Origin of the sequence: Sphingobium sp. CCH11-B1 (genome assembly GCF_001556865.1) — a bacterium.
In the GTDB taxonomy this organism is placed as follows: domain Bacteria; phylum Pseudomonadota; class Alphaproteobacteria; order Sphingomonadales; family Sphingomonadaceae; genus Sphingobium.
In genome coordinates this window covers 23,599-36,464 of record NZ_LSJY01000089.1, presented here as the reverse complement: position 1 = coordinate 36,464, position 12,866 = coordinate 23,599, and the positions used below count along the sequence as shown (strand labels likewise).

Sequence of the window (12,866 nt, the reverse complement as noted above, 5' to 3'; positions counted from 1 at the left end):
TTCAGCCGGCCGGTTCCTCAATCCGGTCGCCATGGCTTTTGGGGCTGGAGATGACGAGGATATCGACCGGCGCGGCGCTCCGGTTCTGCGCCTGATGGGGCGTGCCCGGCGCGATCTCCACCCCCTGTCCTGCGGTCAGGCGATGGCTCACGCCCGCCGCCTCCATCGTCAGTTCGCCGGACAGGACGTAGAAGAACTGCCGCGCCTTTGCATGGCGATGCCGGACCTCGCTGCTGCCGGGCTGCAGCCGCTCCGCGATCACGGACAGGTCGTCCCCCTTGACCAGGTGCCAGCCATCGTTGACCCCGCCCCAGACATAATGTTCCGCGTCTTCCTTCTGCACGACTACCGGATCGGGGGAGGGCGTCGCGGCGGCGAGCAGCAGGATGAGGGCTGGGATCATAACTGCGTCAACGATGCTGCCGGTCGGTCCCGCCATGCCACTGGTAAGCGAGTGGCCGCATCCCTATAGCCGGTTCATGGCATCGACCCAAAAGCACAAGAAGCCCGCCGCCGGCAACAAGGTGCGCCCCGCCGGATTCCCGACCCGCGATCAGGTCATCGCCTTCATCGCGGAGTCCGAGCAGCCCGCCGGCAAGCGCGAGATCGCCAAGGCGTTCGGCCTCAAGGGGCAGGAGAAGATCGCCCTGAAGGCGCTGCTGAAGGACATGGCGGACGAAGGGCTGATCGACATCGGCCCGGCGCGGGCCTTCCACAAGATGGGCGGCGTGCCCAAGGTCACGGTGCTGCGCATCATCGATGTCGACGATACCACGCTGATCGCCACACCCGAGCGGTGGGAAGCGGAAGGCCAGCCCGCGCCGCGCCTGCGCGTGGTGGAGCGGGGCAAAAGGGGCGCGCTCACCATCGGCGACCGCATCCTTGCGCGGACGGAGGAGGCCGGGCGCGGCTGGATCGCGCACGTCATGAAGAAACTCGCCAAGGCCAGCGAGGAATTGCTGGGCGTGGTCGAGGAGATGGCGGATGGCAAGCTGTGGTTGCGTCCGGTGGACAAGCGCATCCGCAAGGACACGCCGATCAGCGACGCGGGGGACGCGAAACCCGGCGACCTCGTTCTCGCGGAGCCCCATGGCCGCCCGCCGCGCATATCGGCGCGGGTCACCGACATATTGGGCGATCCTTTCGCCCCGCGCAGCTTCAGCCTGATCGCGATCCACAAGCATGGTATTCCCCATGTCTTCCCCGACCGGGTGGAGGAGGAAGCGTTAAAGGCGTCCGCCCTGCCGCTCCATGAGGACAATCGGGAGGATCTGCGCCACCTGCCTATCGTCGCGATCGACCCGGTCGATGCGCGCGATCATGACGACGCCGTCTGGGCCGCGCCCGATGACGATCCCGCCAACCCCGGCGGCTTCAAGGCCATCGTCGCCATTGCAGACGTCAGCTACTATGTCCGGCCCGGCAGCGCGCTGGACAAGGAAGCGCGCAAGCGCGGCAACAGCGTCTATTTCCCCGATCAGGTCGTGCCGATGCTGCCGCACGAACTCTCGTCCGACATGTGCTCGCTACGCGCGGGACAGGACCGGGCGGCGATGGCCTGCCACCTCACCGTCAACGCCCATGGCAAGGTCACGGCCTGGCGCTTCGCCCGCGCAGTGATCCGCGTCGCCGCCGTACTCGCCTATGAAGACGCGCAGGCAGCGATCGACGGGCAGAAGGACAATGCGCTGCTCGAACCCGCGCTCAGGCCCCTCTGGGCATGCTGGGCGCTGCTGCGTAAGGCGCGGGACGCGCGCGATCCGCTGGCGCTGGACCTGCCTGAACGGCGGGTCGTGCTGGACGATATGGGTCGGATCATCAGCGTCGCGGTGCGCGAACGGCTCGACGCGCACATGCTGATCGAGGATTATATGATCGCCGCCAACGTCGCGGCGGCAAAGGCGCTGGAACAGAAGAAAGCGCCCGTCATGTACCGCGTGCACGAGCCGCCCAGCCGCGACAAGCTGGTGGCGCTCAAGGATTATCTGGCTACCTTCGACATCAGCTTCGCGCTGGGGCAGGTCGTGCGGCCCTCCACCTTCAACCAGTTGATCGCGAAGATCGGCGAGGCAGAGGAAAAGCCCCAGGTCATGGAGCAGATCCTGCGCAGCCAGACGCAGGCCTATTATAGTCCGCAGAATATGGGCCATTTCGGCCTGGCGCTGGGCAGCTACGCCCACTTCACCTCACCCATTCGCCGTTATGCCGACCTGTTGGTGCATCGCGCGCTGGTCGGCGCATGGGGCCTGGAACTCCCCGCGCCCAAGGGGAAAGACATTCCTGAACGCTCCTCGCTCAGCCAGGAGGATTATGAGAATATGGGCCGGGTGGGCGAGATGATCTCCGGCCATGAGCGCCGCGCGATGGAGGCGGAGCGAGAGACGATCGACCGCTATGTCGCGGCGTATCTCGCCGCCCATGTGGGAGAGGTGATGCCGGCGCGGATCACCGGGGTTCAGAATTTCGGTTTCTTCGCCACGGTGGAGGGGCTGGGGGGCGACGGCCTCGTGCCGGTATCCACGCTTGGCGCCGAACATTTCTTCTACGATGAAGCGGGCAAGGCTTTGCAAGGGACGGAAAGCGGCGACCGATACACTGTCGGGCAACGGCTGGACCTGCGTCTGGCGGAAGCGGACCCGATCAATGGCTCGTTACGCTTCGAGCTCCCCGACAATCCCGCCCCGCGCGGCGGAATGCAGAAACGGGACCGGACGCGTCCCGGGATCAAGCGCGGCCGGCCCGCGAACGTCCGGCATATGGGGGCGAAGCGGGGGAGGCATAAGCGGTGATCCGTGCTGCATCTCGTCATCCCAGCGGAGGCGGGGATCTCAGGAGGCAGGGCGGAATGTAGCCGCACGCGATCCCAGCCTTTGCTGGGATGACGTTCAAATATGAAGGCCAACGCGGTCTCAGCTCAACCGGTCGATGGCATCCGCGTCCAGGCCGCCGGGGATGACCATGATCGGGCAGGGCAACTTGCCCGCGTCCGCCCCGGCGAAGTGGGACACCAGCTTGCCTGGGTTGCCGCTGGCCGCCGCGCCCAGAACCAGCGCAGCGACATCGTCCATTTCCTCCAGCGTCCGGCGAACGACCGTTACCGCGTCACCCTGCCGCACCGTTATGCTGGGGCGGATACCCGATTCGTCCGACAGTGTGCCGGCCGCGCTCGTCACCAGCGCCTCGGCGCGCTGCAACGCTTCATCCTCCATCGTTGCCTGGACGCCGCCCCATTGCACGAATTCGGCCGGCGGGATCAGCGCCAGGATGCGGACCGCGCCGCCGGTTTTGGCAGCCCGCCGCGCGGCGAACCGCAGCGCGGTTTCGGCCTCTGGCGATTCGTCCACAACGACCAGATATGTGCGCACGATCCCGCTCCTTGCTGCTCCAACTATCCATCGACGTTCCGAAAAACATGCCGACGAACCATAGTGGTGAAATGTGAGCCATAAATCAGCGGTTCGCAAGGCGTTGCTTGACCAATGCGGCAAATGGGTGAAAACCGGCGCCAGCCAGATAATTCGAGAAGAGGCCCTGCCATGAGCAAGACGATCCAGATGCCCGCCCTTTCGCCGACGATGGAGGAGGGCACGCTCGCCAAGTGGCTGGTGAAGGAAGGCGACACTGTGTCGTCCGGCGACTTGCTGGCGGAGATCGAGACCGACAAGGCGACAATGGAGTTCGAGGCGGTGGATGAAGGCGTCGTCGCCAAGATCCTGGTTGCCGAAGGCTCCGAGGGCGTGAAGGTCGGCACCGTCATCGCCATCATCGCCGAAGAAGGCGAGGATGTGGCGGCCGCGGCAGCGGGCGGCGGCGAGGCAAAGGCCGAAGCGCCCAAGGCCGATCCCGTTCCCGCCAAGGCCGAGCCAGCCGCCGCCGCGCCGAAGGCCGACCCGGTTCCCGGAAAGGCGGCTGACGCCGTCGCATCGGGCGACCGGATCAAGGCCAGCCCGCTCGCCCGCCGCCTTGCAGAGGTGAAGGGCATCGACCTTGCCAGCGTCAAGGGCAGCGGCACGAACGGCCGTATCGTCAAGGCCGACATCGACGCGGCGCAGCCCGGCGCTGCTCCGGCGGCCGCATCCGCGCCGTCCGCCGCCGCGTCCGCCCCGGCGGCGGCCCCAGCTGCGCCCGCGCCCGTCGCTGCCGCCGCGCAGGACTTCGGCATTCCGCACGAAGTCATCAAGCTCAACGGCATGCGCAAGACGATCGCGCGCCGCCTGACAGAATCCAAGCAGCAGGTGCCGCACATCTACCTGACCGTCGACATCCAGCTCGACAAGCTGCTGAAACTGCGCGGCGAACTTAACACCGGCCTCGCCAGCCGCAACGTCAAGCTGTCCGTCAACGACCTGCTGATCAAGGCGCTTGGCGTCGCGCTGATGCAGGTGCCTGAGTGCAATGTGCAGTTCGCCGGCGACCAGATGCTCCAGTTCCAGCGCGCGGACATTTCCGTCGCGGTGTCGATCCCCGGCGGCCTCATCACGCCGATCGTCACTGACGCGGCGGGTCGCGGTGTCGCCTCCATCTCCGGCGCGATGAAGGATCTCGCCGCCCGCGCGAAAGACGGCAAGCTCAAGCCCGAGGAATATCAGGGCGGCACTGCCTCGCTGTCCAATATGGGCATGTTCGGCATCAAGCAGTTCGAAGCGGTGATCAACCCGCCCCAGGCGATGATCATGGCCATCGGCGCGGGTGAGAAGCGGCCCTATATCGTCGACGACGCAGTGCAGATCGCAACGATCATTTCCGCCACCGGCAGCTTCGACCATCGCGCCATCGACGGCGCGGACGGTGCCCGGCTGATGCAGGCATTCAAGGAACTGATCGAAAATCCGATCGGCCTGCTCGCCTGATGAGCCATCCCGACGAAAGTCCGCCAGAAGCAAGCCCGGCGGTCCGGGTCATCGCCATGCCCGCCGACACCAATCCCTACGGGGACATATTCGGCGGCTGGCTGATGAGCCTGATGGACTCGGCGGCGGGATCGGTCGCAGCGCGGCACAGCCACGGTCGCGCCGTCACGATCGCCGTCGAAGGCATGACCTTCCTTCGTCCCGTGGTGGTCGGTGACGAGGTGTCGGTGTTCGCCACGCTCAAATCGGTCGGTCGCACGTCGATGAAGATCGACGTCGAAGCTTGGCGCCGGACGCGTCATGACGACCGCAGCTATCGCGTGACCCGCGCGACCTTTACCTTCGTCGCGATCGGTGAGGACCGCCAGCCCCGGTCCGTGCCGCCGCTTCCGGCAGAAACAGAATAAGCAAGAGAGACAGACATCATGGCTGAGAATTACGATCTCATCGTTCTGGGTTCGGGCCCCGGTGGCTATGTCGCAGCGATCCGCGCCGCGCAGCTCGGATTGAAGACCGCCATCGTGGAGCGCGAAAATCTGGGCGGCATCTGCCTCAACTGGGGCTGCATCCCGACCAAGGCGCTGCTGCGGTCGGCCGAAATCTATCATTATATGCAGCATGCCGGCGATTATGGCCTGGCCGCCGAAAAGATCAGCGCCGACATCGCGGCGGTCGTGAAGCGCTCGCGCGGGGTGGCCAAGCAGCTCAATCAGGGCGTCACGCACCTGATGAAGAAAAACAAGATCACGGTCCATATGGGCGACGGCAAGCTGACCGGCAAAGGCAAGCTCAGCGTCACCAGGGACGGCAAGACCGAGGAACTGACGGCGAAGAACATCATCCTCGCCACCGGCGCGCGGGCGCGCGACCTTCCCGGCATGCCGGCGGACGGCAAGCGCGTCTGGACCTACCGCCATGCGATGACGCCGCCCGAAATGCCCACCAAGCTGCTCGTCATCGGCTCGGGCGCGATCGGCATCGAGTTCGCCAGCTTCTACAATGACATGGGCGCGGACGTGACGGTCGTCGAGATGATGGACCGCATCGTACCGGTCGAGGACGCCGACGTTTCCGCCTTTCTTGAAAAGGCGTTGAAGAAGCAGGGCATGACGATCCTGACCGGGGCGGGCGTCAGCGATATCAAGGTCACGGACAAGGGCGTTTCCGCCAAGCTCAAGGACAAGGCTGGCAAGGAGACGGCGGCCGAGTTCAGTCATATGATCGTCGCCATCGGCATCGTCCCCAACACCGCCGACATCGGCCTCAAGGAACTAGGCGTTGCGGTGGACGATCGGGGCTTCCTGAAGACCGACGAGATGTGCCGCACCAATGTCGAAGGGCTGTGGGCCATTGGCGACATCACCGCCCCCCCATGGCTGGCGCACAAGGCCAGCCACGAAGGTGTGATCGCGGCCGAGGCCATCGCTGGCAAGCATCCGCACGCGATGGACCCGCGCAACATCCCGGGCTGCACCTACTGCCACCCGCAGATCGCCAGCGTCGGCCTCACCGAAGCGAAGGCGAAGGAAGCCGGTTACGAGGTCAAGGTCGGCATGTTCCCCTTCATCGGCAATGGCAAGGCGATCGCGCTGGGCGAGGCGGAAGGCTTCACCAAGACGGTGTTCGACGCCAAAACGGGCGAGCTGCTGGGCGCACACATGATCGGCGCGGAAGTGACCGAGATGATCCAGGGCTATACCATCGGCAAGACGCTGGAGACGACCGAGGCGGAACTGATGCACACGGTCTTCCCGCACCCGACCATTTCGGAGTCGATGCACGAAAGCGTGCTCGCCGCTTATGGACGCGCGCTCCATATCTGATCGGCGGTCATCGATCACGAAGGGTGCGGGGGCCTTGGCTCTCGCGCTGCTTTGCGTCCTCCTCATCGCGCTCTCGCAACGGGCGGGATGGCTCGATGGAGTGAATGTCGAACTGATGGAGACGGCGGGGCAGGCGCGCGCCACGGGCATGGGCGACCATGTCACCACCGTCATGCGCCTTGCCTCCGCCGTCGGAGGGACGGGAGGGCGGCTTGTATTGCTTGCCGTCCTGCTCGCGCCGCTCCTCTGGTTCGGGTTTCGTCGATCCGCCATATGGCTGGCGCTGACGATTGCCGGCGGCACGCTGCTGAACCTCGCGCTCAAGCAGATATTCGCCGCGCCCCGCCCCGACCTGCTGCCGCACCTCGACATCGTTCACACCTACAGTTTCCCCAGCGGCCATGCGGCGGGGAACATGATGGTCTTCGGTGCGCTGGCGTTGCTGGCAGTCCGGGCGAGCGCTTATGTCGCCGCCGCTGCCATGGTCCTGCTGATCGGGGCCAGCCGGATATGGCTGGGCGTCCACTGGCCGAGCGATGTGGTCGCCGGCTGGATTGAGGGGCTGGGCTGGCTCGCCTTCTGCCGCCTCTGGCTACCAGCGCGGGGAGGGGAGCAGGAACGCCCGTAGCAGGCTTTGATGCGGCGGCATGCCGTCGCTGGTGATGAAGCCATGCACCCAGAAACTGTCGTACACCGTCACGGCCGCGATCATCAGCAGCAGGATCGCGGACGCGGCAAGCAGCCCCCTTGCGCCTCGCACCGGCCCGGCGGGGGAAAGGGCGATCAGCACCAGCGGCAGGACCGGCAGGAAGTAGCGGCCCTGCGTCCCTTGAATATAGTCCGCCGCGAGCGGCGTGCCGGTCAGATACATGGCGGTTTCGATCAGCAGCGCTATGCCCGCCGCGACGGCCAGCCACCACAGCCTTTGCTTCCATCCGAACCGCACGCTCGATCCGTTCGCGACGGCTGCGGCCAGCATCAGCATGGCAAGGGGGTAAGCGAGCAGGGGCAGGAGGATGGCGTTCCACCCGAACCGGCCGACAATCTGCAGCGCGTACACAGGCGCGCGTTCTGCCACGCTCGACACCAGGACGCGGATATAGCCGATAGGGTCGGCAAGGATGACTGCCAGTTGCGCGCGCAACGGCGCGGTCATCATCGTCTCGCCCGTCTTGCGCGACTGGATATGATAGAGCGCCTGGCTGCCGCCGGACAGATGCATCCACGCCACGAAGCCAATCGCGCCGAGCGCCATGGCCGCCAGGATCAGTGCCGGCCGCCAGTCACGGCGCTGCGATGGCCAGCGCAGGCCGGCGGCCATCAACGGCAGATACACGCCCTTGCACAGGGCCAGCAGCGGGGCTGTCACGAGCAAGGCAAGGCTGCGTCCGGGCGCGGCCGCCATAAATCCGGTCCTCAGTGCCAGGGCGAGCCCCAGGAAGCCCAGGCCGTTGATGAGGGCATCGGGCGACAGCGATCCGGTCTGATAGGCGAAGGTCGGCAGGAGAGCCGTGCCGAGCATGGCGTTGCGTCCGAAGGGGAGCAGTGTCAGCGCCGCGACAAGCAAAGCCAGCCCTGCCAGCGCATTGACCAGCCGCCCGGCATAAAAGGCTTCGATCCAGGGCAGCCCGGCAGCTTTGCCCAGCGCGAGTCCCGCAGCGCCGGACGCGTAGAGCGAGGGGGAATAGCTGGCGACGTTGGGGAAATCGGCAAAGGCCACCCCCGATCGCCCGCCGTCCGCAGCCGCGCTGTCCGTCAGTTGCTCAGCCGTGAAATGGCGAAGGTCCGGCGGGACATCGGACGGAAAATCGACCGCATGGATGTCGAGCGCCGCGCGCGGCAGGTCCGCTCCGATCGCTTCTCCCCGCTGTTCCGTCAGCAGCCGACCCTGCATCAGGGTCAACGCCTTCATATAATGCTGGTTCTCGTCGGGAGCCTGGAACGGCGGCGTCACCAGCGCGAAGAACAGCGTCGCGGCGCAGATCGCCGCCAGCAACAGCTTTTCCGACAGGCTCCACGGCGCCGCGAACAGCATGTCCGCGCCATGACCATCTTGCCGCTTCATCCGCCCGTATCTCATAAGCCGCAACTATTCGCCCCGGCTTAATATTTCGCGACTATCGGAGAATGTTTCTCGCGGCTTGCGGCTTCAGTTCCGGTCGATGCTTCGACTATGCCGGGGCCTCATTCCTCTTCCCGCGGTTGTCCGACGGGCGGATGCAGCCGCAGTCTTGTGACTCGACGGCCGTCGCTTGCAACGATTTCCAGCTTCCAGCCGCTTTCCTCATGCAGCAATATCTCGCCGGGGTCAGGGACGCGGCCGGCAAGGATGAAGGCAAGGCCACCCAGCGTATCGACATCCTCTTCGATATCGCCCAGCCTCTCGTCGATCTCCTTCGCGACATCGTCCAGTTCCGCCCGTGCGTCCGCCTCCCACAGGCCATCCTCCAGCGGGACCAGCATGGCCTCGGGCGCATCGTCATGCTCGTCCTCGACCTCGCCGACGATTTCCTCGACCAGATCCTCGAAGGTGAGGAGGCCTTCGGTGCCCGAATATTCGTCCAGCACGATGGCGAGATGCGTACGCTTGGCTCGCATCTCAGCGAGCAGATCGAGCGCCCCCATGCTTTCGGGCACATAGAGCGGCTGCCGGATCAGCGGTTCGAGCGTTTCGGGCACCGGCGCCTTGCCGGCCAGGATCGCGAAGGCATCGCGGATGTGGATCATGCCCACGATGGTGTCGAGATTGTCCCGATAGACCGGTATGCGGCTATGCCCGGCTTCGGCGAACAGGGCGGCAAGCTCTGCGAAGCTCGCCTTTTCCTCGATCGCAATGATGTCCGCCCGCGGCACCGCCACGTCATCGACGGTATGTTCGGAAAAATGGAGCAGATTGCGGACCATCTGCCGCTCTATAGCGGACAGGTCGCCCTTGGATGGCGTGCTTCCGGCTTCGCCCTGTGCCTCTTCGTCATATTCGTCCAGCGCTTCTTCCAGCTCCCTGCGGAGGCTGGATTCTTCGCCTTCACCGAAAAGGAGCGACTTGATGCCGCTCCATATGCCGCCTTCGCCGCTACTGTCCGCTTCTTTCGAAGTGGTGCCGTCGTCAGCCATTGCTATCCTTAGTCCCCTGTTGCGCGATCCCCATAGGGATCGGAAAGTCCAAGCGAGGCGAGCGCGGCAATTTCCAGTGCCTCCATCGCTTCGGCCTCATTGTCGTCCATATGGTCGTAGCCGAGCAAATGAAAAGTACCGTGCACGATAAGGTGGGCGGCATGATCGGCGACGGAAATGCCTTTGTCCGCCGCTTCGGCCGCACATACGCCTTCGGCTAGCACGATATCGCCCAGCAGGACTTCGCCATCGTCCGTATTTGCGGTCGCCTGGAGCAGATCCTCTTGCACCATCGGGAAGGACAGGACGTTGGTCGGCTTGTCCTTGTCGCGATAGGTGCGGTTGAGGCCGTGCACCTCTTCGTCGGAGGTAAGCTTCACCGCGACTTCATAGAGCGCGGCGTCGGTCGCGAAGGCAGCGTAGGGGCTGTGCGCGATCGCCGCCACGACCGCGCGCTGCGCCAGCATCTCCCAGTCCGCACCGGGCCAGCCGTCTTCGTGTAGGAGCGCGACCTCGATCATGATGGCGATATTCCGTTCGGGTGGAGCGAAGTCCGGGGCGCCTCGCTCCCCCCGGCTGAGCCGGTCGACCGGCTCAGCGCGAACAGCCTGTGGGTCAGGTCACGCATCCGGGCCCTCATAAGCCTGGACGATGCGGCCGACGACAGGATGGCGGACCACGTCGCCGATGCCGAAGGGCACCATGGCGATGCCGTCCACGCCGTCCAGCCGGACGACGGCGTCGGCGAGGCCGGAAATGCCCGGCTGCGGAAGGTCGACCTGCTTTGGATCGCCGCAGATGACCATGCGGCTGCCTTCGCCGAAACGGGTCAGGAACATCTTCATCTGAGCGATGGTGGTGTTCTGCGCCTCGTCCAGAACGATGAAGGCATTGGCCAGGGTGCGACCGCGCATGAAGGCGAGCGGCGCGATCTCTATCTCCCCGCTCGCGATGCGGCGCTCGACCTGCTCGGCGGGCAGCGTGTCGTAGAGTGCATCGTAGATCGGGCGGAGATAGGGATCGACCTTCTCCTTCATGTCGCCCGGCAGAAAGCCGAGTCGCTCGCCCGCTTCCACGGCGGGGCGCGAGAGGATCAACCGATCGACGCTGCCGGTAATGAGCTGGCTGACTGCCTGCGCCACGGCAAGGTAGGTCTTGCCGGTGCCTGCCGGGCCGAGCGCGAAGATGATGTCGTTGCGGGTCAGCGCCTCCATATAGGTGACCTGCGTTGCGGAGCGCGGGACGATGGTCTTCTTGCGCGTCCGGATCATCACCTTGGGCGGTTCGGCGACATCGCCGCGGATGATGCCGTCGAGCGTAGGTTCCGAAGACATGGCGATCACCGCCTCTACCGCGCCCGCATCGATCTCCTGTCCGGCGACGATGCGGTTGTAGAGGCCAGTCATCACCTCGCGCGCGCGGGCCGCGGCCTGCGCCTCGCCCTCGATCTGCAGCTTGTTGCCGCGCGCGGCGATATAGACACCCAGACGATTCTCGATCGCGACCAGATTCTGGTCATATTGCCCGAACAGTGTGGTCAGCAGATGCGGCCGATCGAACGTGACTTCCAAACGGGCGCGCTCGGCGGTATCCGCAGCGCGGTTGTGATGATTTGGCTTTTTGGACATTCAGCAGCCTCCCTCGCTCGTCATCCTCTGTGTTCCGCCGGACTCTGGCGCCTGAGGAGCTGGTTTTCCCGCTGATGCGGAAAGGACGAGGCTTTGGTTCAAGCGGCTTTCCTCCTTGTTTCGCCGGCCAGGCTGTTCGGGCCGGCGCTGATGATGTCAACTTCAACCATGTCGCCGATGGACAGGTTCGGCGCGTCGACCACGACTGACTGGAGCCAGGGCGACTTGCCGATCAACTGCCCGGCATGGCGACCCTTGCGTTCCAGCAATATGTCCGTACGCCGTCCCACCGTGGCGGCGTTGAACGCCGACTGCTGACGGTTGAGCAGTGCCTGCAGCCGGGCGAGGCGATCGTCCATCACCTGCGGATCGATCTGGTCATCCATGTCGGCGGCGGGCGTGCCGGGGCGCGGACTATATTTGAAGCTGTAGCATTGCGCGTAGCCCACCTGCTCCACGATCTTCAGCGTGTCCTGAAACTCCGCTTCGCTTTCGCCCGGAAAGCCGACGATGAAGTCGCCCGATACCGCAATATCGGGCCGCGCCGCGCGCACACGCTCTATGATGCGCAGATAGCTTTCGGCGCTGTGGCTGCGGTTCATGGCCTTGAGGATACGGTCGTTCCCCGACTGGACCGGCAAATGAAGGAAGGGCATCAGCTTGTCGATTTCGCCATGCGCGGCGATCAGGCCATCGCTCATGTCGTTGGGGTGGCTGGTCGTGTAACGGATACGCCTCAGATCCGGGATTTTCGCCAATTCGCGGACCAAGCCGTCCATGCCCTGCGCCCGACCCCCGCTATCCTCGCCGGTCCAGGCGTTGACATTCTGGCCGAGCAGCGTGATTTCGCGCGCTCCGCCATCGACCAGTGCCTTCGCCTCGTCGACGATGGCGGACCAGGGCCGGCTGATCTCCGCCCCGCGCGTATAGGGCACCACGCAATAGGTGCAGAATTTGTCGCAGCCCTCCATGATGGTCAGGAAGGCAGCGGGACGCGCCTGCCGCGTGCGGGCGGGAAGCGCGCCGAACTTGGACGCCAGCGGCATGTCGGTGTCGACCGCAGCTTCTCCGCGTCCGGCCTTTTCGATCAGGTCGGGCAGCCGGTGATAGGCTTGCGGGCCGACGACGATGTCGACATTGCGGGCGCGACGTTGGATCTCGCTGCCTTCCGCCTGCGCGACGCACCCGGCGACAGCGATCATCGGGCGGCTGCCATCCTCCCGGACCATGCGGCCGATGTCCGAATAGACCTTGTCCACGGCCTTTTCGCGAATGTGGCAGGTGTTGAGGATGACCAGGTCGGCGTCCGTTCCCTCCGCGGTGGCGGTCATGCCCTGCGTCCCCAGCATCTCCGCCATGCGCTCGCCGTCATAGACGTTCATCTGGCAGCCGAAGGATTTGACGTGGAATGTCGCGGGGGTCTTGGGGGCGTCGGATCGATTCATGTGGTC

General features: G+C 65.2%; 12 protein-coding genes. 5 read left to right on the top strand and 7 right to left on the bottom strand.

Translation table 11 applies throughout. From position 1 onward, the window contains the following. Position 1: 1 nt before the first annotated feature. Positions 2-403 carry a cupin domain-containing protein gene (locus AX724_RS10110; protein ID WP_066765894.1) on the bottom strand — a complete coding sequence of 134 codons (402 nt, stop codon included), beginning with the start codon at positions 401-403 and terminating at the stop codon, positions 2-4. 76 nt (positions 404-479) lie between these two features. Between AX724_RS10110 and rnr the strand changes: the two genes are divergently transcribed. Further along, positions 480-2,789: a ribonuclease R gene (gene rnr / locus AX724_RS10105; RefSeq protein WP_066765928.1), complete on the top strand. Its 2,310-nt coding sequence runs from the start codon at positions 480-482 to the stop codon at positions 2,787-2,789. A 120-nt stretch (positions 2,790-2,909) separates the two neighbouring features. On the opposite strand, the gene AX724_RS10100 is transcribed toward rnr, so the two are convergent. Then, positions 2,910-3,365 carry a universal stress protein gene (locus tag AX724_RS10100; RefSeq protein WP_066765893.1) on the bottom strand — a complete coding sequence of 152 codons (456 nt, stop codon included), beginning with the start codon at positions 3,363-3,365 and terminating at the stop codon, positions 2,910-2,912. A gap of 171 nt (positions 3,366-3,536) precedes the next feature. On the opposite strand from AX724_RS10100, the gene AX724_RS10095 reads away from it, so the two are divergent. Genes AX724_RS10095 through AX724_RS10080 form a run of 4 tightly spaced genes read left to right on the top strand, consistent with a single transcriptional unit; the run spans position 3,537 to position 7,301 of the window. After that, complete coding sequence (locus AX724_RS10095; protein WP_066765891.1) at positions 3,537-4,850, top strand: pyruvate dehydrogenase complex dihydrolipoamide acetyltransferase; 1,314 nt, start codon at positions 3,537-3,539, stop codon at positions 4,848-4,850. Next, positions 4,850-5,257, top strand: coding sequence for an acyl-CoA thioesterase (locus AX724_RS10090; RefSeq protein ID WP_066765889.1), 408 nt, complete (start codon positions 4,850-4,852; stop codon positions 5,255-5,257). The genes AX724_RS10095 and AX724_RS10090 overlap by 1 nt, the downstream gene beginning before the upstream one ends. Before the next feature lie 18 nt (positions 5,258-5,275). After that, the gene (lpdA, locus tag AX724_RS10085; protein WP_066765887.1) at positions 5,276-6,673 is read left to right on the top strand and encodes a dihydrolipoyl dehydrogenase; all 1,398 of its coding nucleotides are present in this window, start codon (positions 5,276-5,278) and stop codon (positions 6,671-6,673) included. Further along, positions 6,651-7,301, top strand: coding sequence for a phosphatase PAP2 family protein (locus AX724_RS10080; RefSeq protein WP_066765885.1), 651 nt, complete (start codon positions 6,651-6,653; stop codon positions 7,299-7,301). The genes lpdA and AX724_RS10080 overlap by 23 nt, the downstream gene beginning before the upstream one ends. Here the strand turns inward: AX724_RS10080 and AX724_RS10075 are convergent. From AX724_RS10075 to miaB, 5 genes are all read right to left on the bottom strand, one after another. After that, the gene (locus AX724_RS10075) at positions 7,266-8,753 is read right to left on the bottom strand and encodes a DUF2142 domain-containing protein (RefSeq protein ID WP_066765882.1); all 1,488 of its coding nucleotides are present in this window, start codon (positions 8,751-8,753) and stop codon (positions 7,266-7,268) included. The two genes, AX724_RS10080 and AX724_RS10075, sit on opposite strands and share 36 nt — an antisense overlap. A gap of 104 nt (positions 8,754-8,857) precedes the next feature. Beyond that, positions 8,858-9,787: a hemolysin family protein gene (locus AX724_RS10070; protein ID WP_066765880.1), complete on the bottom strand. Its 930-nt coding sequence runs from the start codon at positions 9,785-9,787 to the stop codon at positions 8,858-8,860. Between the two features lie 8 nt (positions 9,788-9,795). After that, a complete protein-coding gene (gene ybeY, locus AX724_RS10065) occupies positions 9,796-10,308 on the bottom strand; it encodes an rRNA maturation RNase YbeY (RefSeq protein ID WP_066765878.1) in 513 nt (170 codons plus the stop codon). A gap of 99 nt (positions 10,309-10,407) precedes the next feature. Further along, positions 10,408-11,415 (bottom strand): PhoH family protein, encoded by a 1,008-nt coding sequence (locus AX724_RS10060; RefSeq protein WP_066765876.1) that lies wholly within the window; start codon positions 11,413-11,415, stop codon positions 10,408-10,410. A 98-nt stretch (positions 11,416-11,513) separates the two neighbouring features. Further along, the gene (miaB, locus tag AX724_RS10055) at positions 11,514-12,860 is read right to left on the bottom strand and encodes a tRNA (N6-isopentenyl adenosine(37)-C2)-methylthiotransferase MiaB (protein ID WP_066765874.1); all 1,347 of its coding nucleotides are present in this window, start codon (positions 12,858-12,860) and stop codon (positions 11,514-11,516) included. Positions 12,861-12,866: the final 6 nt, after the last annotated feature.

What these genes read in the sequence shown, in the direction of transcription:
- AX724_RS10110 (WP_066765894.1), bottom strand. Translation starts at nt 403, where the DNA reads ATGATCCCAGCCCTCATCCTGCTGCTCGCCGCCGCGACGCCCTCCCCC.
- rnr (WP_066765928.1), top strand. Translation starts at nt 480, where the DNA reads ATGGCATCGACCCAAAAGCACAAGAAGCCCGCCGCCGGCAACAAGGTG.
- AX724_RS10095 (WP_066765891.1), top strand. Translation starts at nt 3,537, where the DNA reads ATGAGCAAGACGATCCAGATGCCCGCCCTTTCGCCGACGATGGAGGAG.
- AX724_RS10090 (WP_066765889.1), top strand. Translation starts at nt 4,850, where the DNA reads ATGAGCCATCCCGACGAAAGTCCGCCAGAAGCAAGCCCGGCGGTCCGG.
- lpdA (WP_066765887.1), top strand. Translation starts at nt 5,276, where the DNA reads ATGGCTGAGAATTACGATCTCATCGTTCTGGGTTCGGGCCCCGGTGGC.
- AX724_RS10080 (WP_066765885.1), top strand. Translation starts at nt 6,651, where the DNA reads ATGGACGCGCGCTCCATATCTGATCGGCGGTCATCGATCACGAAGGGT.
- AX724_RS10075 (WP_066765882.1), bottom strand. Translation starts at nt 8,753, where the DNA reads ATGAGATACGGGCGGATGAAGCGGCAAGATGGTCATGGCGCGGACATG.
- AX724_RS10070 (WP_066765880.1), bottom strand. Translation starts at nt 9,787, where the DNA reads ATGGCTGACGACGGCACCACTTCGAAAGAAGCGGACAGTAGCGGCGAA.
- ybeY (WP_066765878.1), bottom strand. Translation starts at nt 10,308, where the DNA reads ATGATCGAGGTCGCGCTCCTACACGAAGACGGCTGGCCCGGTGCGGAC.
- AX724_RS10060 (WP_066765876.1), bottom strand. Translation starts at nt 11,415, where the DNA reads ATGTCCAAAAAGCCAAATCATCACAACCGCGCTGCGGATACCGCCGAG.
- miaB (WP_066765874.1), bottom strand. Translation starts at nt 12,860, where the DNA reads ATGAATCGATCCGACGCCCCCAAGACCCCCGCGACATTCCACGTCAAA.